General features: G+C 70.0%; 22 protein-coding genes. 8 read left to right on the forward strand and 14 right to left on the reverse strand.

What is annotated here, in order from left to right:
* Positions 1-3: 3 nt before the first annotated feature.
* From ACWD3E_RS31615 to ACWD3E_RS31630, 4 genes are all read left to right on the forward strand, one after another.
* Positions 4-711 carry an ABC transporter ATP-binding protein gene (locus ACWD3E_RS31615; protein WP_451390962.1) on the forward strand — a complete coding sequence of 236 codons (708 nt, stop codon included), beginning with the start codon at positions 4-6 and terminating at the stop codon, positions 709-711.
* Positions 708-3,017 (forward strand): ABC transporter permease, encoded by a 2,310-nt coding sequence (locus ACWD3E_RS31620; RefSeq protein ID WP_451390963.1) that lies wholly within the window; start codon positions 708-710, stop codon positions 3,015-3,017. The genes ACWD3E_RS31615 and ACWD3E_RS31620 overlap by 4 nt, the downstream gene beginning before the upstream one ends.
* Positions 3,018-3,136: 119 nt before the next feature.
* On the forward strand, positions 3,137-3,487 hold the full coding sequence (locus tag ACWD3E_RS31625) for a VOC family protein (RefSeq protein ID WP_451390964.1): 351 nt from the start codon (positions 3,137-3,139) through the stop codon (positions 3,485-3,487).
* A gap of 73 nt (positions 3,488-3,560) precedes the next feature.
* Positions 3,561-3,959, forward strand: a complete 399-nt coding sequence (locus ACWD3E_RS31630) for a MarR family winged helix-turn-helix transcriptional regulator (protein WP_451390965.1) — start codon at positions 3,561-3,563, stop codon at positions 3,957-3,959.
* 35 nt (positions 3,960-3,994) lie between these two features.
* Here ACWD3E_RS31630 and pqqB read toward each other — a convergent pair whose 3' ends face one another.
* The 5 genes from pqqB to ACWD3E_RS31655 all read right to left on the reverse strand — a co-directional run bounded on the left by pqqB (position 3,995) and on the right by ACWD3E_RS31655 (position 8,613).
* Positions 3,995-4,891, reverse strand: a complete 897-nt coding sequence (pqqB, locus tag ACWD3E_RS31635; protein WP_451390966.1) for a pyrroloquinoline quinone biosynthesis protein PqqB — start codon at positions 4,889-4,891, stop codon at positions 3,995-3,997.
* Between the two features lie 57 nt (positions 4,892-4,948).
* A complete protein-coding gene (locus ACWD3E_RS31640) occupies positions 4,949-6,061 on the reverse strand; it encodes a hypothetical protein (protein WP_451390967.1) in 1,113 nt (370 codons plus the stop codon).
* Between the two features lie 274 nt (positions 6,062-6,335).
* A complete protein-coding gene (locus ACWD3E_RS31645; protein ID WP_451390968.1) occupies positions 6,336-6,734 on the reverse strand; it encodes an SseB family protein in 399 nt (132 codons plus the stop codon).
* Between the two features lie 270 nt (positions 6,735-7,004).
* Complete coding sequence (locus ACWD3E_RS31650; RefSeq protein WP_451391069.1) at positions 7,005-7,568, reverse strand: cysteine hydrolase family protein; 564 nt, start codon at positions 7,566-7,568, stop codon at positions 7,005-7,007.
* A gap of 76 nt (positions 7,569-7,644) precedes the next feature.
* Positions 7,645-8,613, reverse strand: a complete 969-nt coding sequence (locus ACWD3E_RS31655; protein WP_451390969.1) for a pyridoxal-phosphate dependent enzyme — start codon at positions 8,611-8,613, stop codon at positions 7,645-7,647.
* Between the two features lie 95 nt (positions 8,614-8,708).
* On the opposite strand from ACWD3E_RS31655, the gene ACWD3E_RS31660 reads away from it, so the two are divergent.
* Complete coding sequence (locus tag ACWD3E_RS31660; RefSeq protein WP_451390970.1) at positions 8,709-9,401, forward strand: helix-turn-helix transcriptional regulator; 693 nt, start codon at positions 8,709-8,711, stop codon at positions 9,399-9,401.
* Between the two features lie 27 nt (positions 9,402-9,428).
* Here the strand turns inward: ACWD3E_RS31660 and ACWD3E_RS31665 are convergent, their stop codons facing one another.
* On the reverse strand, positions 9,429-9,818 hold the full coding sequence (locus tag ACWD3E_RS31665; protein WP_451390971.1) for a VOC family protein: 390 nt from the start codon (positions 9,816-9,818) through the stop codon (positions 9,429-9,431).
* 196 nt (positions 9,819-10,014) lie between these two features.
* Between ACWD3E_RS31665 and ACWD3E_RS31670 the strand changes: the two genes are divergently transcribed.
* From ACWD3E_RS31670 to ACWD3E_RS31680, 3 genes are all read left to right on the forward strand, one after another.
* Positions 10,015-10,794, forward strand: coding sequence for an SDR family NAD(P)-dependent oxidoreductase (locus tag ACWD3E_RS31670; RefSeq protein ID WP_451390972.1), 780 nt, complete (start codon positions 10,015-10,017; stop codon positions 10,792-10,794).
* 158 nt (positions 10,795-10,952) lie between these two features.
* On the forward strand, positions 10,953-11,384 hold the full coding sequence (locus tag ACWD3E_RS31675) for an SRPBCC family protein (protein WP_451390973.1): 432 nt from the start codon (positions 10,953-10,955) through the stop codon (positions 11,382-11,384).
* Entirely contained in the window at positions 11,384-11,812 is a 429-nt protein-coding gene (locus tag ACWD3E_RS31680) for a MarR family winged helix-turn-helix transcriptional regulator (RefSeq protein WP_451390974.1), read from the forward strand. The genes ACWD3E_RS31675 and ACWD3E_RS31680 overlap by 1 nt, the downstream gene beginning before the upstream one ends.
* A 41-nt stretch (positions 11,813-11,853) precedes the next feature.
* On the opposite strand, the gene ACWD3E_RS31685 is transcribed toward ACWD3E_RS31680, so the two are convergent.
* The 8 genes from ACWD3E_RS31685 to ACWD3E_RS31720 all read right to left on the reverse strand — a co-directional run bounded on the left by ACWD3E_RS31685 (position 11,854) and on the right by ACWD3E_RS31720 (position 20,819).
* Positions 11,854-12,729, reverse strand: a complete 876-nt coding sequence (locus ACWD3E_RS31685; RefSeq protein ID WP_451391070.1) for an RNA polymerase sigma-70 factor — start codon at positions 12,727-12,729, stop codon at positions 11,854-11,856.
* A 14-nt stretch (positions 12,730-12,743) separates the two neighbouring features.
* On the reverse strand, positions 12,744-13,667 hold the full coding sequence (locus ACWD3E_RS31690; RefSeq protein WP_451390975.1) for an NAD-dependent epimerase/dehydratase family protein: 924 nt from the start codon (positions 13,665-13,667) through the stop codon (positions 12,744-12,746).
* Positions 13,668-13,776: 109 nt separating this feature from the next.
* Positions 13,777-14,703, reverse strand: coding sequence for an aminoglycoside phosphotransferase family protein (locus tag ACWD3E_RS31695; RefSeq protein ID WP_451390976.1), 927 nt, complete (start codon positions 14,701-14,703; stop codon positions 13,777-13,779).
* Between the two features lie 26 nt (positions 14,704-14,729).
* Positions 14,730-15,785: a zinc-binding dehydrogenase gene (locus ACWD3E_RS31700; protein ID WP_451390977.1), complete on the reverse strand. Its 1,056-nt coding sequence runs from the start codon at positions 15,783-15,785 to the stop codon at positions 14,730-14,732.
* Positions 15,786-15,795: 10 nt separating this feature from the next.
* A complete protein-coding gene (locus ACWD3E_RS31705; RefSeq protein ID WP_451390978.1) occupies positions 15,796-17,478 on the reverse strand; it encodes a phytoene desaturase family protein in 1,683 nt (560 codons plus the stop codon).
* A gap of 14 nt (positions 17,479-17,492) precedes the next feature.
* Positions 17,493-19,181: a phytoene desaturase family protein gene (locus ACWD3E_RS31710; RefSeq protein WP_451390979.1), complete on the reverse strand. Its 1,689-nt coding sequence runs from the start codon at positions 19,179-19,181 to the stop codon at positions 17,493-17,495.
* Entirely contained in the window at positions 19,171-19,326 is a 156-nt protein-coding gene (locus ACWD3E_RS31715) for a hypothetical protein (RefSeq protein ID WP_451390980.1), read from the reverse strand. The genes ACWD3E_RS31710 and ACWD3E_RS31715 overlap by 11 nt, the downstream gene beginning before the upstream one ends.
* 296 nt (positions 19,327-19,622) lie before the next feature.
* Positions 19,623-20,819 (reverse strand): cytochrome P450, encoded by a 1,197-nt coding sequence (locus tag ACWD3E_RS31720; RefSeq protein WP_451390981.1) that lies wholly within the window; start codon positions 20,817-20,819, stop codon positions 19,623-19,625.
* Between the last annotated feature and the right edge of the window lie 10 nt (positions 20,820-20,829).

Consider the following 20,829-nt stretch of genomic DNA (forward strand, 5'->3'; position numbering starts at 1 on the left):
TCCATGGTCACTGAGGTGAGAACGGAAGACGCCGTCGTACAACTCGACGGTGTGCACAAGGAATACGGCGAGACGGTGGCGCTCGCCGGGGTGTCGCTGGAGATCCGGGCCGGGGAGGCGGTAGCAGTGATGGGGCCGTCGGGGTGCGGCAAGTCCACGCTGCTCAACATGATCGCCGGTCTCGACCGGCCGTCGGCCGGCACGGTCGTCGTGCACGGGGAGAGCGTCGGGGAGCTGAGCGAGAAGGGGCTCGCGCTGTACCGGCGGCGCCGGATCGGCATGATCTTCCAGTTCTTCAACCTCATCGACGACCTGTCGGCCCTCGACAACGTGGCGCTGGCCGCCCAGTTGACGGGGACTCCGTCCCGGCAGGCCCGGCGGCGCGCGCTGGAGCTGTTCGAAGAACTCGGCATCGCGGACCGCCGCAACGCCTATCCGGCGGTGCTCAGCGGCGGTGAGCGGCAACGGGTCGCGGTGGCACGGGCGTTGATGAACCGTCCGGCGCTGCTGCTGGCCGACGAGCCGACCGGGGCGCTGGACAGCCGGGCCGGGGAGCAGGTGATGGACCTGCTGATCGACCTGAACCAGATCGGCCAGACACTGGTCATCGTCACGCACGACGAGCATCTCGCGCAGCGCTGCGCGAGCCGCCTGGTGCAGCTGGCCGACGGCCGGATCACCAGCGAGCACGCCCTGGAGCCGTCGGCATGAGGGCAGTGTGGAAGGCCGCACGGGCGGCCGTGCGCAGGCGCCGGCTGCAGACCGTGGTCATCTGGCTGGTCACGCTGGTGTCGACGGGGTCGACGGTGGTCGCGCTGGGGCTGCTGGACGCGGCTTCGGCGCCCTTCGACCGGGCCTTCGGCAAGCAGCACGGGGCGCATGTGGTGGCCGCGTTCGACCCGGCGAAGGTGTCGGACGACCAGCTGAAGCGCGCGGCCCGGCAGTCGGGGGTCGAGGCGGTGGCCGGACCGTTCCGGCAGGCGACGTTGGAGATTCCGCGCGGGGCGGCCGACTTCGGTCTCGGCGGCGACATCACGGTGGTGGGCCGGCCGGGACCCGGCGGACCGGTGGACCGAGTCCATCTGTGGTCGGGCCGGTGGCCCACCCGGCCGGGCGAAATGGTCCTGAACCGGCAGTCCGACTGGACCGCCGACGACCTCGGCAAGAAGTTCCACGTCGGGTCGGGGCCGACGCTCACCATCGTCGGGTTCGCCTTCGACCTGAGCCACACGGCGAACGCGTGGGTCGCCCCGGACCAGATCCAGGCCCTGCGTCCGACCGGCACACAGATGCTCTTCCGGTTCCGGGACGCGTCGTCGGACAGCGCGCTGCGCGCGGAGCTGGCCAAGGTGACGGAGGGCCTGCCCAAGGGCGCGCTCGCCGGATCGCAGACGTATCTGTCGCTCAAGCACCGCATCGGCAGCACTGCGCGCGCTTACGCCCCGTACCTGATGGCGTTCGGCATTCTCGGCATCATCGTGGCGGTGCTCATCGTCGCCAACGTGGTCGGCGGAGCGGTGGTCTCCGGATTCCGGCACATCGGCATCCTGAAGGCGCTGGGCTTCAGTCCGGGGCAGGTGCTGAGCGTATACCTGGTGATGGTCTCCGTGCCGGCGATCCTGGGCTGCGCGCTCGGCACGCTCGCCGGAAACCTGCTGGCGCACCCCTTTTTCCAGTTCGTGTTCACCGGGCCGAACGCGGGGGTATTCCACGACAGCGTCGGCATCGCGCCCTGGGTGAACGTCCTCGCCCTGCTCGGCATGCCGCTCGTCTGCGGGCTGGCCGCGCTCGGCCCCTCGATGCGTGCCCAGCGGCTGTCGGCGGCGCGGGCGATCAGCGCGGGGAGCGCTCCGCGCGCGGGACGAGCGCTGGGCATCCAGCGGTGGTTGGCGAGTGCCCGGCTGCCGAGGTCGGTCAGCCTGGGAGTGGGGCTGCCGTTCGCCCGTCCCGCACGCAGCGCGCTCACCCTGGCCGCCGTGGTCCTGGGCGTGACGACCGTGACGTTCGCGACGGGCCTGGCGGCCACGATGAACGCCTTCGGGACCTCGGGGACGCACGCCTACGACGTCACCGTGTACGTCGGCACCTTCCGGCACGGCAAGGAGGTGATGCCGGTGCACAGCGACCGGCAGCTCCAGTCGCTGCTGGGCTCGTTGCCGGGGGCGACCCGGGTGACGGCGCGATCGGACGACGAGGCGCTCCTCGTCGGCTCCACGCAGGTGGTCATGTTCGAGGGCCGGCGCGGCAACGTGCCCCTGGACAGCGTGCTCACCCGGGGGCGCTGGATGCACCGCACCGGAGAGGTCGTGGCCGGGTCGGCCTTCATGCGCCGTAACGGCGTGCACCTCGGCGATCACCTGAGGCTGCGGCAGGGCGGCCGTGAGGAGGAGGTGACCGTGGTCGGCGAGACGATGGACGACAACGACCGGAAGGTCGCCGGCGCCTGGCCGACGATCACCGCCCTGATGCCGCACGCCAAGCCCATCGCCTACCACGTCAAGCTGCGCGCGGGCACTTCCCAGCAGGCGTACGCGCGCGCTGTACGGACCGTCGACCGGGGCCTCTACGTCCAGCTGAGCGGGCCGAGCAGCGGCACCGCCACGATCGTCGGCTCGGCGACCGCGCTCACCGTGATGCTCGCCCTGGTCACCTCCCTGGGCGTCTTCAACACCGCCGTCCTCAACACGCACGACCGGCGCCGCGATCTCGGCATGCTGAAGTCGATCGGGATGACCCCGCGCCAGGTGACGGTGATGACGGTGACCTCCATGGCGGTGCTGGGCGCGATCGGCTCCGTGCTCGGCATCCCGCTCGGGATCGGCGCCTACGAGCTGGTGATTCCCCGGATGGCGGCAGGTGTCGACATCACCCTGCCGTCGTACATGACGGACGTCTGGCACGCTCCGCAGCTGGCTGGTCTGGCCCTGGCCGGGCTGGTCATCGCGGTGGCCGGCGCACTCGTCCCCGCGCGGCGCGCGGCCCGCCTGACCGTCTCGGAGGTACTGCACAGCGAGTAGGACAGGAGCCCGCCGCCGCAACCGGTCAGGATCGGAGAAGCCGCGGCGGGCTTGCCCGCCCTAGCGTGAGAGCACCGACGGACGACCCGTCGCAACCCGCACCTCAAGGAGTGAGTGCCATGACCGCCGGCCTGCAGACGATCATCTACCCGGTCAAGGACCCGGCCCGGGCCAAGGCCCTGTTCACCGCCCTGCTGGGCGTCGAGCCGTACGCGGACCAGCCCTACTACGTCGGTTTCAAGGCGGCCGGCCAGGATGTCGGCCTCGACCCCAACGGGCACGCCAAGGGCATGACCGGGCCGGTGCCGTACTGGCACGTCACCGACCTGCGGGAGCGGCTCGCGGCCCTGCTGGAGGCGGGTGCGGAGCTGCTCCAGGACGCGCAGGACGTCGGCAACGGCAGGCTGATCGCCTCCGTGAAGGACCCCGACGGCAACCTGGTGGGACTCCTCCAGGACCCGGCTGCCTGAGCCCCGGACGAGTGCATGCACCCGCACTAATTGCACACTCAACGAATGGCCGGATCGGTGCTACGGTGCGGGTATGGCAGTCAAGACGGCCGACGCCCGGCTCGAAGAACGGTGGCGGGACATCCTCGCGGTGCACGCGCGCACGATGTGCGAGATCGACCGGGCCCTGCACCCGCACGGGCTGGGCGCCAGCGACTTCGAGGTGCTGGACATCCTGGCCGCCGAGTCGCCCGCGGAGGGCGACCACTGCCGGGTGCAGAACCTGGTCGGCCGGGTCCATCTCAGCCAGAGCGCGCTGTCCCGGCTGATCGGACGGCTGGAGAAGGACGGCCTGGTCGAGCGCTCGGTGTGCGCGGAGGACCGGCGCGGGGTGTGGGTCGCCCTCACCCGCAAGGGCCGCGAACTGCACGCCGAGGTGCTGCCGCTGCAACGGGCCGTCCTGGAGCGCATGCTGACCGAGCAGGACCTCTAGCCCAGCTGGGCGAGACCGCTAGAGCAGCAGCTCGGCTAGAGCAGCAGCTCGGCCCCGTCCGGCAGCACCTCGACCCCCTGCTCGGTCACCTGTGCGCTGGCCGGTGAGGCGGGGTCGAGCAGGGGGTTGGTCTTGTTGAGGTGGGTGTAGATCCGGCGCGGGCCGGGGTGGCGGGCCAGGGCGTCGAGCGAGCCGTCGGGCCCGCTGACCGGAAGGTGTCCCGTGGCCCCCTGTCCGCTGCCGCCCCGCACCGGCGTGACCTGCTCGTCGGCCGTGAAGTAGGTGCCGTCCAGCAGCACGCAGTCGGCCTCGGCGCACAGGTCGTCCAGAACCGGGCTCCACGCGCCGACGCTCGGCGCGTAGACCAGTACTCCCCCGGTCGCCAGGTCCTCGACGCGGTACGCCGTCACCCACGGGCCGCCGGGGTCGGGCGTCTGCACCGGCACGTACTTCGGGATCCTGGTGCCCACCGGGTGAGCCGTCACGACCAGGCCGCCCGCCAGCACGAACCCGCCGTCGGCCAGGCTGTCGGCCCACTCCCAGGGCGCGTACCGGTCCAGGGCGGCGCGCATGGGGGTGAGAACGGCGCTGACGGGTGGCGCCGCGTAGGCCTTCAGGCCCTCCGCTCCGCGCAGCGCGCTCAGGCCTGTGACGTGGTCGGCCTCGGCGTCGGTGAGCAGCACACCGCGCAGCGGGGTCGTCCGGGGCGCCTGGCCGGGCCACAGGGCGGGGGTGGCGACGAGCTGGGCCCGCAGGTCGGGCGAGGCGTTCAGCAGCCACCAGTCGCGGCCGTTGCCGGTGACGGCGGCGCACTCCTGGGTTCGGGAGGGCAGCTTGCCGTCCCGGGCGGCGGCGCACAGCGCGCAGCCGCAGTTCCACTGCGGGAAGCCGCCTCCAGCGGCGGTGCCCAGCAGGACGACCCTCACGGCCATCGGCCCTTTCGCTCGCTCGGCGGTCTCCGCTGGGATCTTCCCGCACGGGGCCGGTGACTACCCGGCGGTGGGGGGCAGTTCCGGCCGGCCTTGGGCGGGTCGCCGGTCCACGGGGCGCCGGGGCGGGATGGGTTCGCTCGGGAAGTCGCGGGGGCCGGTCCACAGGGCGGGTACGGCGTCGCAGCGGCGGCACAGCGCATAGGCGACGGCCTCGTAGTTGACCCGCCAGCCGTGGAAGTGCGGCCAGGCGTCCTGGGTGGTGCGTTCGCACCGGAAGCCCGTCTCCTCCAGCAGCGCCACGGCGGCCTCGAACTCGGCGAAGGTCAGCTCGATCGGGGCGTCCGGGGCCGGGTCGCTGTCGAAGGGGGCGCGCACGGAGGCGGCGATGTCGCGGAGGGCGGTGAACCCGGCACGCAGCACCAGCCGGGCCTCCGCCGGGGCGGTGCGCGGGGCGAGCGCGAGCTGCAGGGCCGCCGCGTCCATGACGGCGATCAGACCGACCAGCCAGCTGCGGTACGGGCGGGGCGAGCGGAACGTCAGCAGCACCGGGTAGGTGGCGTGGCTCTCGCCCATGTCCGCGGCGAGCCGCTCCCAGGAGCGGTACAGCTCGGGCAGCGCGGTCTCGGTGTCGACCAGCCACTGCCGGGCGAGGATCTCCGGGCCCCATGCGGGCTCGCCGGCCCGGGACTGGAGCAGGGTGACCTCCAGTTCGCGCCGGTTGTAGGCCGAGTAGAGCGTGGGCAGGTAGGCGATCTGCAGGGCGATGACGACGGGGCCGGTGGCCGCGGCCAGGAAGTCGAGCAGGGACAGGCGCAGCCGGGCGCCGCTCGCGAAGCCGAGGGTGAACAGGCTGGAGCCGGCCTCCCGGAAGGCGCTGCTCCAGGACAGCGGGGACAGCGCGTACAGCAGCAGTCCGAAGCCGGCGAAGGCCCCGCCGAGCCAGAACGCGAGCATGCCGATGAGCATGAGGGGGGCGAGCCAGGTCTGCGCACGGTCGATGGAACGGTAGCCGCCCCGGCTCGCGACCACGCACAGCAGCCGGCGCACCCCCCACCACAGCCGGTACACCAGCACGGAGTACAGGCCCCGGGGCACCACGAGGGTGCGCACGATGCTGCGCATGACCACTATGAGGACCAGCGTCCCGGCCGCGCCGGAGATCCATTCCATGGGCCCATTCTGTCCCCGCGGGCTCGCGCCCTCAGGATTGCGGCCTTTCGGCCCCGTACCGCGCACGGTGATCGGGTGCGGAAGTCGGGTACGGAGATCGAGTGCGTAAATCGAGTGCGGAAAACGGACAGGGACCGCGCATTCCGGAGTGCCGAACCCCGCGCGTCCACCTAGCGTGACCTTCCCGGCACGCGGATGATCGCCGCGGGGATGAGCGGAGGTCGGCGCCGCTCATCCTCGGCCGGCCGTCCCGCCCGGCTGCTCGGGGGCCGGCTCAGCGGGCGAGGAGCGTACGCACTCCCTGCGAGGAGAGCGTCAGCCCGTGTGCGGAGCTGCCGTCGATGACGAGGGAGAGATCCTCCTCGGGCCACTGCGAGGCGAGCGCGCCGAGCGGCACCAGGCGGTAGTGCGAGACGAACGGAAGCAGCTCGGCCATGGCCCCTTCCGTGGTGAAGACCGGGACGACCAGATCCCCGCCGGGCCGTTCGAGGACGGGCAGGGCGACCGTCGAGGGGTCGGCGCTGTCCGAGTCCATCGCGTCGTCCGGCACCGGGATGAGTACGTCGCTGTGGGCCAGGGTGTCCAGGGCGGCCTGGTCCTGGGTGTTCAGGGCCAGTGCGTCCAGCGCCTGACTGGCCGGCGTCGGAGGGTTGTCGTGTGCGGGTGTATCCATGGCAGATCCCCAGGTCGGCGGTCGTACAGGCCACCCGGGCGGGGTCCGCCCGCCCAGGCGCTCCCGCCTCGCGTACCCGTTGGGGGCGGGGACATGCGTGCGAATCGACCGGAGGTCCGGTGCGGTCAGCCGAAGGTGAGGGTCAGCTGGAAGTGGTCGGAGTCGAGCAGGCTGAACACCCGCGGCCGAGTTCTGCGGCGAGGGTCCGCACCCGCGTGTCGACGCCCGGGCGGACCCGGCTGATGCGCTGGTGCTTGAGCGGGACGCCGGTCATGGCCGGGTCTCCGCGAGCAGGTCGGCGATGGTGGTGACGCGGATCAGCGGACGGTACAGGTCCAGGATGTGCAGGGTCTTTATGTGCGAGTCGTCGTCGACGCCCGCGCAGGCGTCCGCCACGACCAGGACCTCGCAGCCGGCGTCTGCGGCGGCCAGGGCGGTGGACAGGATGCAGCAGTCGGTGCTGACCCCGGCCAGGACCAGGCGGCCCTCCGGGCCGACGCGGTCGGCGAGTTCCGGGGTCCACTTGCCGAAGGTGGTGGCGTCCACGGTGTCGCCGGCGTGCTCGGCGAACTCGTCGGTCAGCGCCCAGAGTTCGGCGTCCGGGAGGCGGCGGGCGAAGGGCCACCGGTCGTAGTAGGCGCGCCAGGCCCCGATGGGCTCGGCAGGCGCGAGGAAGCGGGTGAAGGTGACGCGGTCGCCGAACGCGGGCAGCAGGCGGAGTACGCCCGCCGCCGCGTCGGCGTACCGGGGGGTGGCCCAGGGGCTGGCCGGGTCGGCGAACACGCGCTGCATGTCGACGACGGCGAGCAGCCCGGCGGGAGTGCCGTCCCCCATCCAGGAGATGGAGATGCCGAAGCCCAACACGAAGGCACCGTAACCGAGTCCGAGGACGGAGACGTTCGCCGTCGCGTCAGCCGGCCATGATCTGGGCGAACCGCTCGGCGCTCACGTTGCCGCCGGACAGGATCACGCCGACACGGCGTGGCAGCGGGTCCACGCGGTGGGCGAGCAGGGCGGCCAGGGCGCTGGCGCCGCTCGGCTCGAGGACCGTCTTCAGGCGTTCGAAGGCGAACCGCATCGCGTCCCTGATCCGGTCGTCGCTGACGAGTGAAATACCGTCCAGCAAACGCCTGTTGATGGAGAAGGTCAGCTCACCGGGGGTGTCCAGGGCCTGGCCGTCGGCGATGGTGCGCGGTACGGGGATGGACACCCTGTGCCCCGCTTCCAGGGACCGCTTGGTGTCGTCCCCGGCCTCCGGTTCGACGCCGACGACACGGATGTCCGGCAGCAGCCCCTTGGCGGTGACGGCACTGCCGGCGGCCAGCCCACCGCCCCCGACGGGCACGAACAGCGCGTCCAACTCCCCCACTTCCTCGATGAGTTCGAGCGTTGCGGTGCCCTGCCCGGCGATGACGTGCGGATGCTCGTACGGCGGGATCAGCGCGAGCCCCCGCTCGGCGGCGAGTGCCTCGCCGATGGCGATCCGGTCGCCCGTGTAGCGGTCGTAGGTGACGATCTCGGCGCCGTAACCGGCGGTCGCCTCCAGCTTCGAGCGCGGGGCGTCCTCCGGCATCAGGATCACGGCGGTGGTGCCGAGTTCCCTTGCGGCTAGGGCGACGGCCTGCGCGTGGTTGCCGGAGGAGTAGGCGGCGATGCCCTTGGCCCGTTGCGCGGCGGACAGCCGGGAGGCGGCGTGGTAGGCGCCGCGGAACTTGAAGGCGCCCATGCGCTGCAGGTTCTCGCACTTCAAGTGCACCTCGGCGCCGACGAGTTCGTCCAGGGTGCGCGAGCGCAGGACGGGGGTGCGGTGGGCGACGCCCTTGATCCGCTCCGCGGCCTCCTGAACATCCTGCAGCGTGACGGGCTGACGGTCGGGCATGTGCGTACTCCGTTCCGGGATCCAACGGGTCTCTGGATTGATTGTCTAATATGTAGACGAGAAGTCCAACCCCAGTGACACAGAGAGACAAACGCATGGCAGACGCACAGGCGGGGGCGCCGGTCCGCAGCGCCGAGCAGGATGCCGTCATCGCGGCTCTCACACCGGTGATCGACGGGATCGCAGCGACGTTCGGCTCCTCCTGTGAGGTGGTGATCCACGACTTCCGGCGGCCCGAGAAGTCGATCGTCGCACTGGCCGGGTCGGTCACCGGCCGCGGCGTGGGCGGGTCGATGAGCGAGATCGGCATGCGGCTGCTGGCCCGTGGCGACGAGGCAGGCGACGAGCTGAACTACCTCACCCGCACTCAGGACGGGAGGCTCGTCAAGTCCTCCACCATGCTGCTGCGCGACTCCGCGGGCACGGTGTTCGGCGCCTTGTGCGTCAATCTCGACGTGACCGCCATCAGCCAAGTGCACGCGCTCATGGGCGAGTTGGCAGGGGTGGCCGGGCCCCCTGCCGGTCTGCCGACCACCACGTTCGGGGACGACATCGGCGCCGTCGTGGCCGCGATCGTCGACGCCCGTCAGCTGAGCGGCGTCAAGACCTGGGCCCACCTCGGCCGGGCCGAGCGGCTGGCGCTGTTCCGCGACCTCGACCGACGTGGCGTGTTCGCCGTGCGCGGCGCGGTCCAGCAGGTCGCCGCCCGGCTCGGTATCTCGCGGGCCTCGGCCTACAACTACCTTGCGGCGGCGCGAAACACGGACGAAGAGCCGGGCGGCGACTGAGCGAGACCAACGCTTACGCTTCGCGACTTACGCGGGCCAGCCGCCGTACGGCACGGTGATCAGTTCCATGGCGTGACCGACCGGGTCCATGAAGTACACGCCACGACCGCCGTCGTTGTGGTTGATCTCGTTCGGCCGCTTCATGTGCGGGTCGGCGTAGTGCTCGATGCCGCGCTCCTTGATCCGCGCGTACGCCGCCTCGAACTCCTCTTCGGAGACCAGGAAGGCGTAGTGCTGCGGGGATATCTTCTCCTCGGGGATCGTGGCGAAGTCCAGCGTCACTCCGTTGCTCAGGGCGATCGCGACGAACGGACCCCACTCTCCCGTGATCTCCAGGTCCAGCAGTTCCGCGAAGAACTCGGCGGATTCGTGTTTGTCCCGGGAGTAGACGATGGTGTGATTCAGTTCGACTGACAAGGAATGCCTCCAAGGGGCATGTCCAGGCACCTCCATGCCTCACCCAGTCGGTGACCGGCACGCGATGCCGAACATCCATCCTAATCGGGGGTTGCCCGTTGATCCACACCATCGGTGAGCCACGCACCGGGTGATCCGCAGCCCTGACGCCTCCCCCGGATGCCCTCGCCGAGGGCGCGCCGCTTAGGGTGCGGAGATGACCTCCCAGACGTACCTCTGCGAACTCTTCTCACTGGACGGCCAGGTCGCCGTCGTCACCGGCGGCAGTTCCGGCATCGGCCGGGCCATCGCCGGGGCTCTCGCGCGAGCAGGAGCCGACGTGGTGATCGTGGCGCGCAAGGAAGCGGAACTGCGCGACGCCGTCGACGAGTTGACGGACGACGGCTGCCGGGCGGCCTGGGTGAGCGCCGACCTGAGTACGCGCGCCGGGGTGCGCGCGGCGGCGGAGCAGGCCGCCGAGGTGTTCGGGGAGCCCGACATTCTCGTCAACTCCGCCGGGATCAACCTGCGTCCGCCCATGGGCGAGCTGGGCGAGGACGTGTGGGACGCCACGATGGCGGTGAACCTGGAGGCGCCCTACCTGCTGGGACAGCGCTTCGGGCCCGGCATGGCCGAACGGGGCTTCGGCCGGATCATCCACATCACCTCCCAGCAGGCGCACCGGGCGTTCGTCCAGAGCGGCGCATACGGCGTCTCCAAGGGGGCGTTGGAGTCGCTGGCCCGTTCACAGGCCGAGGCGTGGTCGCCGTACGGCGTCACCTGCAACACGCTCGTGCCGGGTTTCGTCATGACGCCGCTCAACGCGCGCCTGTCGTCCGACCCGGAGAAGGTGACGGCACTCGCCGCACGCACCATGGTCGGACGCAACGGCCTGGCCGAGGACTTCGAGGGGGCCGCCGTGTTCCTGGCGAGCCGCGCTTCCGCCTACGTCACCGGCCAGGCGATCTTCGTCGACGGCGGGCTCTCCGTGCACTGAGCCCGCCGCCACGTTCACGGCAGGTGAGGCGTACCGCGCCCACATCACGACGGCGACGCGGAGTCCGCGACTCGACAGATAGTCTGCGCACAGATAATCTGTACGCAGTTGATGCCGGCCGATGGCCGTCGAACACCGTCGAGCGCGGGGGGAATCCCATGTGGACTTACGAGCACAGCCTTGAGACCGATGCCACCCCGGACGCGATCTGGCGCCTGTGGGCCGACGTCGAGAACTGGGGGACGTGGAACGCCGACATCCGGAGCATCCGCTTCGACGGGCCGTTCGCCGCGGGAGCCGAGATCGTGATGAACCCGGACGGAGAGGAGCCGGTGCACCTCGTCGTCACGGAGACCGTCCCCGGTGAACTCTTCGTGGACGAGGCCCGGTTCGGCGGCATGGTCCTGCGGACGACGCACCGGATCGACCGGGGCGAGTCCGGCCAGGACGAGGGCACGCGGACCCGGGTGACGTACCGGATGGAGATCACCGGCGAGGGCGCCGCCGAGTTCGGCCCGCAGGTCGGTCCGGCTGTCACCGAGGACTGGCCGCAGACCATGGCGGCCCTGGTCGAGGCGGCGCGCGGCTGATGGCGCTCGACCCCGACAGCAGCCCCGGTTTCCTTCTCTGGCACGCCACGCTGCGCTGGCAGCGGGACATCGCCGCGGCCCTGGCCCCACTGGGGCTCACCCATGTCCAGTTCGTGCTGCTCGCCTGCGCCTGGTGGCTCAACTCCCAGGGGCAGCGACCCCGTCAGCTGGCCCTCGCCCGTCAGGCCGGTACGGACGTCAAGATGACGTCACAGGTGCTGCGCACCCTGGAGGGCAAGGGGCTCATCGAGCGCGAGGTCGACCCCGCCGACACCCGCGCCAAGCGGCTGCACGTCACCGCCGCCGGCGCCGAACTGGCCCCCCGCGCGATCGCCGCCGTGGAGGAGGTCGACGCGCGCTTCTTCCCGCCCGGGGTGCGGGACGAGGCTGTGGCCGTACTGCGCCGCCTGACCGCCGACGATTCCTGAGGGCCAGGGCTGCTGGGCGGGGGGCGGCGCGTCGGACTCGATCACACGTCGACCCCCCGCAGCTTCTCGGGGTTGCCCTGGAGACGAAGGTTGACGATCCGGCCGCCGTCCACGTCGTAGGTGAGCGCGCCCGCCGGGCGCCCGCCCATGGTGAACAGGACGCCTTCCTCCCCGTTGATGACCGCCGACTGCCAAGCCATCCCCTCCAGGCCGGGCTTGGCAAGGACGCCGAGCATCCAGCGCGCGACCGGGTCGTCGCCGTGCACCGGGCGGCGGGCCGCGCTGACCAGGCCGCCGCCGTCGGACCAGGCAGTGACGTCAGGGGCCAGGAGTTCCATCATGGCGTTCAGGTCCCCGCCGGTGCAGGCGGCGAGAAACCGCTCCGTGATCTCGCGCCGTTCCGCGCCGTCGCTGCGGAAACGCGGTCGGCGCTCCTGGACGTGTGCGCGAGCGCGGTGGGCGATCTGCCGGACTGTGGGATCGGGGCGGTCGAGGATCGCGGCGATGTCGGCGTACGGGTATCCGAACGCCTCGCGCAGGACGAACACGGCCCGTTCGACGGGGCTCAGGCTCTCCAGGACCACGAGCATCGCCGTGGAGACGGAGTCGGCCAGCTCCGCCTCCTCGGCGACGTCGGGCGAGGTGATCAGAGGCTCGGGCAGCCAGGGCCCGACATAGCTCTCGCGCTTGGCACGCGTCGAAGTGAGCTTGTTCAGCGCGAGATTGGTGACCGTGCGCACCAGGTAAGCGCGGGGGTTGTCCACCGAACCCTGGTCGGTGAGCGACCACTTGAGCCAGGCGTCCTGCAGGACGTCCTCCGCGTCAGCCACGCTGCCGAGCAGCCGGTAGGCGGTGCCGAACAGCAGTCGGCGGTGCTCGGTGAAGACGCCGAGTGCCGCGTCAGATACCTCGTCCATGTCGATCACACGCATCAGGCTGCCAGCCGACGAGTTTGCCCGGCAAGTGTGTTCAGCCGGTCCACGCAACCCGCACTGGCGGGTGCCCAGCCCAGCTCGGCCTTCGCCTTCGCGTTCGCCAGGCGCAGGTTCGTCGACATGATGGCGTACGCGAGCGGGGCGGGACGCAGCAGCCACAGCGGTACGGTCATCGGGGCGGGAGCGCCGAACGCCTCGGCCACAGCATGGACATGGCCGCCGAAGCCCATCGGTGTGTCGTCGACGATGTTGTACGCCTGGCCCGGCCGGCCGCTCTCGATCGCGGCGACGACCGCGCGGGCCGCGTCCTCCACGTCCACCCAGGACATCGCCCGCCCCCGGTCCGCGACGACCGGCAGGGCGCGCTTGCGCAGCATCGGCAGCACGGTCGTGTCGCTGACACCGGCCCCGTAGAACAGGCCGAAGCGCAGGCTGACGGCTTCCATGCCGTCGGCGGTGAAGGCGAGTTCCTCCTTGGTGCGCATGGCGCCGACGTGCCCCTCCAGCCACCGGTCGCCCTGCACGGGCCCGAAGGCGCCCTCGTCCTCGCCCAGCAACCGGTCGCCATGGTCCCCGTAGCCGTAGCCGAACGCCATCGACTCCACGACGATGCGCCGGGCTCCGGTCTCCTTCGCGGCGGCGAGCAGGTTCGCGGTGCCCTCGGTGCGCAGCCGGTTGGTGGCGGCCATGTCCTGGTGGCGCAGCAACGACCTGCCCTGAAGCGCTGTGGCCGCGTGCACGACGACATCGAACGAGAGCCCGTCCACCGCCCGCAGCACCGCCTCGCGGTCGAGCAGATCCGCCCGAGCCCCGTTGCCGGCACCGCGCCCGAGGCCCACCACTTCATGCCCCGCCGCGCCCAGTTCGCGGACGACGTTCCCGCCCAGCACACCGCTCGCGCCGGCCAGCAGAACTTTCATGTCCCCACCCGTCTCCGTGTCGTGTCTGCGGTGACACCCATGGGACAGGCGAACGGTGACGGACGTGACAGGCCCGAAATGTGATTCAGGCCACTTGCCGACGTCGTTCTCAGGCCATGAGCAACTCGGACAGGCCTTCCGCGAATTCGATGAGCCAGTCACGCCCTGGCCCGGTGCGAGCCCTCCGAAAACCGTGGCGACGGCCCCAGAACGCGGCCTGGACGGCGTGCAACTGGGCCCAGCGCCGGGCACGGGAGCGATCGACTTCCGCGGCCTCGGTGTAGACGTCCAGGATGCGGTCGACGGCCTTGCGCATGTCGTTCGCCGCGAGGAGCGTGAGCGCGCGGGACTTGAGCAGTGTGCCGGCGTCGTAAGCGGGGTCTCCCGCACAGCCCTTGGGGTCGACGGCCAGCCATGGTTCACGGTCGGCACGCAGGATGTTCCGGGCGTGGAGATCGCCGTGGACGAGGGTGTCCGGCTGGGCACGCCCCAGCTCGCGGACGGTCGCCAGGGCCGCGTCCACCGCATCACGTGACATGGTGTGCGTCAGCTCGTCGGCGTCCTTGCGCAGTTGCTCCTCCCAGGCGTCGGCCTGCTCCCGAAGCCGTGGCAGGCCGGGCGGTGCGGGGACGGCCAGCCGGTGACTGAGGCGGCCCGCGATCGTCACCACCTCGTCGCCGTCTTCGACTTCCGCCAGGGTCGACGTCCCGACCCGCTCCAGCAGCATCGCGAACCGTTCGTCGTCGCGCTCGTGCAGCAGGACGGCCCCGCGCCCGCCCCAGGCGGCGAACGCGTCCGGCTCATGGACGTTGCCGGGGTGAGGAAACGACACCTTCACCACAGCGGCCACGTCATCGCGGCTTCGCACCGGGACGATGACTCCCACACCCCCGTGCATCACCGGACCGTCCGGCACGCACCCCCAACTCCCCAGCAGCTCCTCCACGATGCCGGGCAGTTCGGCGAGCCATACCGATCCGGGCTCTCCTTCCCGCTCGACCGTGCTCCGCGCGAACGTCTCGGGTACCTCGATCATTCGGGCACCCTACGCGCACGCCCCGCTTACACCGCGATCAACAGCTTCCCGCGGTTCGCCGCACGGTTCACGTACAGGCTCCGGTAGGTCTCAGGGATGCTGTCGAATCCGTGGCGGACGGTCTGGTCGTAGGAGATCTCACCGCGCCGGATCATGCCGCCCAGTTCGTCGTGGAGGGCGGCGAAGTCCTCCTCTGTGTACCAGTCCTGCGCGTAGATGCCGCGGATCGTGGTACGCGGGCGCATGATGTGCTCCAGCAGGCGTGGTCCGACCTTGTCGCGTCCGACCGTGGCGCCCCATTGCCACGAAACCGCCACCTGGCTGTACCGGTTGAGCTTGGTGAACACCGCGTCGGTGACGGCGCCGCCCATGTTGTCGAAGTACTTGTCGACGCCGTCCGGCAGGGCCTTTGCGACCGCTCGGTACACGGCGTCGGCGTCGTCGCCCTGGCTGTAGAGCATGACGTGGTCGAAGCCCAGCCCGGTCAGGTACGCCGCCTTCTCCGGACTGCCCGTGGTACCGACCACCCGGGCACCGGCGCGCTTGGCCAACTGGCCGACCAGGGATCCGACGGCGCCCGTCGCGCCGCTGATCATGACCGTGTCGCCGGGCTCGACCGTGAAGAACTTGGTCATCGTTCCCCAGGCGGTCAGTCCGGACACCCCCATGACGCCCAGTGCCGTCGAGACCGGCAGCACCTCGTCGTAGCGCTCGGGATGCAGCTTGCGGAAGTCTGCGACATCGAACAGGAACGAACCCGTATCCCACACATGGGCCTTTCCGTCGCTGACGACATGGGTACGCCAGCCGCCGAAGCCCTCCACCAGGTCGCCGGGGCGAAAGGTCGCATCGGGGCCGGCGTCGAGCACCTCCATGATCGACAGACTGGGCGCGTGACGGCCGAGAGGTGTCACCAGCGTCAGGCCGTTCAGGAAGGGGTCGAGCGAGACGTACCGGGTCAGCAGCAGCATCTGGTCGCGCCGGAGGCAGACTTCGACGTCCTCGACCACCTTCTCGTAGATCCTGCTGACGTCGGGCACGCCTTCGACGTGCTCGCGTACCGCCCATTTTCCGATCTTCATCCTCGGCCCTTCAGTGTGCGACGGCGGGGACGGCGGGGATGACGACGTGGGTCGGCGGCGGTGCGCTGTCGTCGATGGTGGCGGTGAACTCCCTGCCGTCGTCGCGGCAGACGAACTGCATGACATGGCGTCCCGCGGCGGCGGCCCGGATGAGGCCTCCGGTGGTGGCCCACACACCGGAGATGTAGAAGTTCTCCAGACCCGGTAGCACCGGACCGCGCTTCTTGATCTCTTCCTCCATCGTCTCGCCGCTCGCCACGAACGGCTGCCAGCCGAGTACGGTTCCGTCGTAGTTGCCGGTGTAGCGGACCTGGGTGAGCGGGGTGGAGATGTCGCGCACCGCGATCGCGTCCCTCAGGCCGGGGAAGCGCTCGTCCAGGAACGTCACGAGGGCATCACGGACCTGGTGCTTGGCCGCGTAGTACTCGCGTCCGTGCCGCAGCGGGAGGGTGTGCATCTTCGTTCCCCTGTGCACGCGGGTGTTCTGCTCCGGACGCCCTTCGTTCAGGGCACGCCAGGGGGCGGTGTCGGAGAAGTAGGTGGCGTAGACGACGGTCGTCTCGCGCGGTGACAGCTCGGGGTAATGCATGCTGCGGAACTGCACGTTGATGCTGGGGTGGCGGAGGCCGGTCAGCTTCGCCGCCTGCTCCTCGTCCAGCAGGAAGGTGGTGCACGGCTCGCCCTGCGGAAAGGATCCTTTGAGGCCGAGGAACAGCATGACGTAGCCGGGGAAGACCATGCCCGGTTCCTTGATGGTGTTCGTGTACAGGTGCCGGTAGGTCTCGTTGAGGTAGCGGCCTTTCAGGAACTTCATCGTCGTGGTGTGGCCGTCGCAGGCCGAGACCACGATGTCGGAACGGAACTCGCGCCCGTCGCTGAGTCGTACCCCCACCGCGCGGTCGTTCTCGACCAGCACCTCCTCGACCTTGGCGTTGTAGGTCACCTCACCGCCGAGCCGCCGGTAGCGTCGCTCGATCGACGTCGACAGCCCGAGGGAGCCTCCCTCCGGTACGCCGGCGGACAGGTTCGCGTGCGAGGCCAGCTGGAAGTAGAACGGCAGGACCGGGAACGCGGCGTGCCTCTCGTAGAGGATGAAGTTGAACGCCTCTCGCAGCAGCGGGTCCTTGAACCGCGCCGAGTACTCCGTCATGAGCACCGCCATCGACTTGCGGATGACGTTGACGTAGGGAAGGAACGAGGCCAGCATGCGCCAGCGCTCGAACCGGCCCATCAGGCCGACCGGTTTGAGGAAGGGATAGACGGCGAGGCATTTGCGGAACGCGCGCAGACCGCGGCAGAAGTCCCGGATCAGTCTGGCGTCGGCAAGCGAGATGCCGAGCAGATGCGCCTCCAGCCGGTCCGGATCGGAGTAGAAGTAGACCGCCCTGCCGTCCCGGCCGCGCACGATGTTGAAGACGTCGAAGTGCCGCATCTCCTTGCCCTGCAACGCGCCCAGTTCGAGCCAGATCTGGTGCATCTCGTTGCCGGGCCCGTTCCCGAGCAGCCAGCTGACGCAGCAGTCGAACGTGAAGTCGCCGCGGTCCCATGCGGTGCAGCAGCCCCCGGGGATCTCGTGCATCTCGAAGATGCGGGTCCGGTACCCGTTCATCTGGGCGTAGCAGCCGGTGGACAGACCGCCCAGGCCGCCACCGATGATGATCACTGACTCTCTGGGCTGTCGTGGTCGCGACATCACCGGGTTCCTCTTCACGTCTGCGCCCGGGCCGGGCGGCCCGCCGGCGGTGCGTCCAGCTGGGGCAGTCGGCCCAGCTTTCCGGGGTGCCAGGGCTCGGCACCGGGGCTCTCCCAGGCCGCGAACTCCAGCCCCAGCTCCTCGCACAGGTACTGGGCCGCGAATCTGCCCGCGGATGCCGCACGGATCAGTCCGCCACCGCCGACCCACTGACCGGTCATGGAGAAGCCGCGCAGGCCCGGCAGCCGCATGCGGTCCTTGTTGACCAGCTTGTTCGCCAGGTCCTCCGCTTTGGTGAAGGACTTCCAGCCGAGGATGCTGCCATGGGAGTTGCCGGTGTACCGGTGCATGGTGGCGGGCGAAGCCACTTCGATGACCTCGATCCGCTCGCCGATGCCGGGATGACGCCGCTCCAGGAAGTCCCGTACGAAGTCGGCGACCTGGCGCTTGCGTGCCCAGTACTCCCGGCGGTCGGTGCTGCGCAGCGTCTTCCAGTAGGCGAAGTCGCTGAAGTAGGTGCAGTGGATGACCGACTTTCCGGGCGGTGCGAAGGTGTTGCAGTAGCGCGAACGCAGTTGCACCACGATGCTGTTCTGCTGCACGGCCGGCAGGTCGGCACTCTCGCGCTCTGACAGGAAATAGGTGGCGCTGTGCGGGGTTCCGGGGTCCACATCGCCGGCCAGGCCCACGAACGCGGAGACCACGCCTGGGTACAGCAACTCCGGCGTGTGCAGCATCTCGTTGTAGAGCGTGTCGATGGTGGGGTTGGTGTACCGCCCGCCCAGAAGGCCGTAGAGCGTGGTGTAGCCGTCACAGGCCGAGACGACGTGATCGGCGTACAGCCGTGTTCCGTCCTTGAGTTCCACGCCGATCGCACGGTCTGCTTCGATCAGGATTCGCTTCACCCGTGCGCGGTAGTCGATCCGGCCGCCGAGGGCGGTGTAACGCTCCTCGACGGACCGTGACAGGCCCAGTGAACCGCCCTGCGGGAATCCCGCGTTGCCGTGATACGCACCAGCCATGTTGAACAGGTACGGAAGCAGCGGGAAGACCTCGTGGTCCTGGAAAAAGATGAAGGGGAACGCCCGGCGCAGCAGCGGATCCTGGAACTTGCCGCAGAAGGTCTCCATCGAAGTCGCCGCAGTGCGACAGAACAGCGGGAAGACCGGCAGGACTTTGCGCAGCAGGCTGAGCTTCTCACGTGCTGTCCGCAACGGCGGTGGAGTCAGGAACGAGTACAGGTTGATGTCGAGAAACCGCCTGAGATCGCGGCAGAAGGCCCGGATCAGCCGCGCGTCGGCGGGCGAGACCTCCAGCAGGTGCCGCTCCAGCCGCTCGGGATCGTTGTAGAACGTCACGGACCGGCCGTCCTCGCCGATCACGGTGTTGAACATCTCGAAGTTCGTGATCGTCTTGCCGTCGAGCGCGCCCAGCTCCCGCCAGATCCTGGCGGCGTCATTGTTCGAGCCGGTACCGGTCAGCCACTCGATGCAGTAGTCGAAGATGTAGCCGTTGCGCGACCAGGCGGTGCAGCAGCCTCCGGGCAGCACGTGCTTTTCGAGGATGCGGGTCTGCATTCCGCTCATCTGCGCATAGCAGCCGGTGGACAGGCCGCCGATGCCCGCGCCGATGATGAGAATCCGTGGCTTACGACCGGGAGCGCGGTCGCGACTGCCCCAGTCCGGCTCGGAGTCATGTGTCACCGGTGCGGTCCCCCTGCCGCCGCTCGAAGGTGACGGACAGTTCGTAGAGGCCATTGGCGATGCCCTCCGTGTTCCAGCGCAGCTCGTGCTCGGGTACGGCCGGGCTCAGTCCGGGCAGGCGCCGCAGCACCGCTTCCAGGGCCACCTGCAGTTCCAGCCGCGCCAGGTGAGCGCCGCGCCGGTAGGAGGCCCTCGGCGACTTCCCGTGCCCGAGCGCCCAACCCGGCTTCGGCCAGGCTGAAGCGAGGGTCCGGCATCACCGTCTTCGCATCGCCGTACCCGGTGGCGAGCCAAACCTCATCTCCGTAGGGCATCCGCACCCGGGCGAGCGGCCGTTCCCACAACTCCGCGTACTGGGACGGACATTCTGCCCCCGGACCGGACTCCAAGGGGAACGCGAGCGGCTCCGGGCGTGTCTGCATGGCTCGTCGGCCCTTCACGTCAGGAGTCGAAAGCGACGGGCAGTTCATGGAGGCCGTTGACCATGTTCCCCGTCTTCCAGCGCAGTTCGTTCACCGGAACGGCCAGCCTCAGTCCGGGCAGGCGCCGCAGCACCGCTTCCAGAGCCACCTGCAGTTCCAGCCGCGCCAGGTGAGCCCCGACGCAGTAGTGCGCACCATGTCCGAAGCCGATGTGCGGGATGCCGGCCCGGTCGAGCAGGAGGTCCTCGGCGTCAGGGAAGATCGCCGGGTCCCTGTTGGCAGCCGACAGCGCGACCAGCACGGCCTCACCGGCGCGCACGAGGACCCCGCCCAGCTCGACGTCCTCCTGGGCGTAACGCGGGAGGAGGACGCTGTTGAGATGCACATACCGCGTCAGCTCTTCGACGGCCCTGGGAATCAGGGCGGGCTGATCGCGCAGTCGCTCCAGGTCCTCGGAGCGGGTCAGCAGGTAGTAGAAGCTGTTGACGATCTGGTGGGTGACGGTCACGAAGCCCGCGGTGAGGAGCTCTCCGGCGAGCGTCAGCACCTCCTCCTCGGTGATCCGACTGTCCGCCTCACGTGCCTGTAGGAGGCGGCTGATCAGGTCGTCTCCGGGTTCCCTGCGACGCAGCTCGAACAGTCCGGTGAGGCACGAGAAGAACTCCTCGCCCTGCACCTTGAGCTCCTCGTCCGTCGCAGCACCGACCAGCTTGGCGTCTGCCCAGTGCCAGAACCGGAGGTGGTCTTCGGCGGGCACTCCGAGCCGTTCGCAGGTCAGGGTCGTCGGAAAGGGGACGGCGAACTGCTCGACCAGATCGGCCGTCGGCCCCGACCGCACGATCCGGTCGAGCAGCACCTCGGCGATGTCCCAGGCCCGGCCGCGCAGTTGCTCGATCCGCCGTGGACTGAGCTCCTTACCCAGCATGCCGCGGAGTCTTGTGTGCTCGGGCGGCTCATGGGCGAGGAGTCCGCCGTCGACGCGAGCCGATTCACGCAAGCGTGGTTGGTCCTGGCTCACGGCTGCCGCCAGGCTGAAGCGAGGGTCCGCCATGACCTTTTTCACATCGGCGTACGTGGTGGCGAGCCAGGCTTCGTCTCCGTAGGTCATGCGTACCCGGACCAGTGGCCGGTTCCGCAACTCCGCGTAGAGGGGGTTGAGTTCGAGGCCCGGGCCAGGCTCGAAGGGATAGGTGAGCGGCTCCGGTTGTGTCTGCAAGGCTGGTCGG

It is taken from the genome of Streptomyces sp. NPDC002676 (assembly GCF_053592455.1).

What these genes read in the sequence shown, in the direction of transcription:
- ACWD3E_RS31615 (WP_451390962.1), top strand. Translation starts at nt 4, where the DNA reads ATGGTCACTGAGGTGAGAACGGAAGACGCCGTCGTACAACTCGACGGT.
- ACWD3E_RS31620 (WP_451390963.1), top strand. Translation starts at nt 708, where the DNA reads ATGAGGGCAGTGTGGAAGGCCGCACGGGCGGCCGTGCGCAGGCGCCGG.
- ACWD3E_RS31625 (WP_451390964.1), top strand. Translation starts at nt 3,137, where the DNA reads ATGACCGCCGGCCTGCAGACGATCATCTACCCGGTCAAGGACCCGGCC.
- ACWD3E_RS31630 (WP_451390965.1), top strand. Translation starts at nt 3,561, where the DNA reads ATGGCAGTCAAGACGGCCGACGCCCGGCTCGAAGAACGGTGGCGGGAC.
- pqqB (WP_451390966.1), bottom strand. Translation starts at nt 4,891, where the DNA reads ATGGCCGTGAGGGTCGTCCTGCTGGGCACCGCCGCTGGAGGCGGCTTC.
- ACWD3E_RS31640 (WP_451390967.1), bottom strand. Translation starts at nt 6,061, where the DNA reads ATGGAATGGATCTCCGGCGCGGCCGGGACGCTGGTCCTCATAGTGGTC.
- ACWD3E_RS31645 (WP_451390968.1), bottom strand. Translation starts at nt 6,734, where the DNA reads ATGGATACACCCGCACACGACAACCCTCCGACGCCGGCCAGTCAGGCG.
- ACWD3E_RS31650 (WP_451391069.1), bottom strand. Translation starts at nt 7,568, where the DNA reads ATGGGGGACGGCACTCCCGCCGGGCTGCTCGCCGTCGTCGACATGCAG.
- ACWD3E_RS31655 (WP_451390969.1), bottom strand. Translation starts at nt 8,613, where the DNA reads ATGCCCGACCGTCAGCCCGTCACGCTGCAGGATGTTCAGGAGGCCGCG.
- ACWD3E_RS31660 (WP_451390970.1), top strand. Translation starts at nt 8,709, where the DNA reads ATGGCAGACGCACAGGCGGGGGCGCCGGTCCGCAGCGCCGAGCAGGAT.
- ACWD3E_RS31670 (WP_451390972.1), top strand. Translation starts at nt 10,015, where the DNA reads ATGACCTCCCAGACGTACCTCTGCGAACTCTTCTCACTGGACGGCCAG.
- ACWD3E_RS31675 (WP_451390973.1), top strand. Translation starts at nt 10,953, where the DNA reads ATGTGGACTTACGAGCACAGCCTTGAGACCGATGCCACCCCGGACGCG.
- ACWD3E_RS31680 (WP_451390974.1), top strand. Translation starts at nt 11,384, where the DNA reads ATGGCGCTCGACCCCGACAGCAGCCCCGGTTTCCTTCTCTGGCACGCC.
- ACWD3E_RS31685 (WP_451391070.1), bottom strand. Translation starts at nt 12,729, where the DNA reads ATGGACGAGGTATCTGACGCGGCACTCGGCGTCTTCACCGAGCACCGC.
- ACWD3E_RS31690 (WP_451390975.1), bottom strand. Translation starts at nt 13,667, where the DNA reads ATGAAAGTTCTGCTGGCCGGCGCGAGCGGTGTGCTGGGCGGGAACGTC.
- ACWD3E_RS31695 (WP_451390976.1), bottom strand. Translation starts at nt 14,703, where the DNA reads ATGATCGAGGTACCCGAGACGTTCGCGCGGAGCACGGTCGAGCGGGAA.
- ACWD3E_RS31700 (WP_451390977.1), bottom strand. Translation starts at nt 15,785, where the DNA reads ATGAAGATCGGAAAATGGGCGGTACGCGAGCACGTCGAAGGCGTGCCC.
- ACWD3E_RS31705 (WP_451390978.1), bottom strand. Translation starts at nt 17,478, where the DNA reads ATGTCGCGACCACGACAGCCCAGAGAGTCAGTGATCATCATCGGTGGC.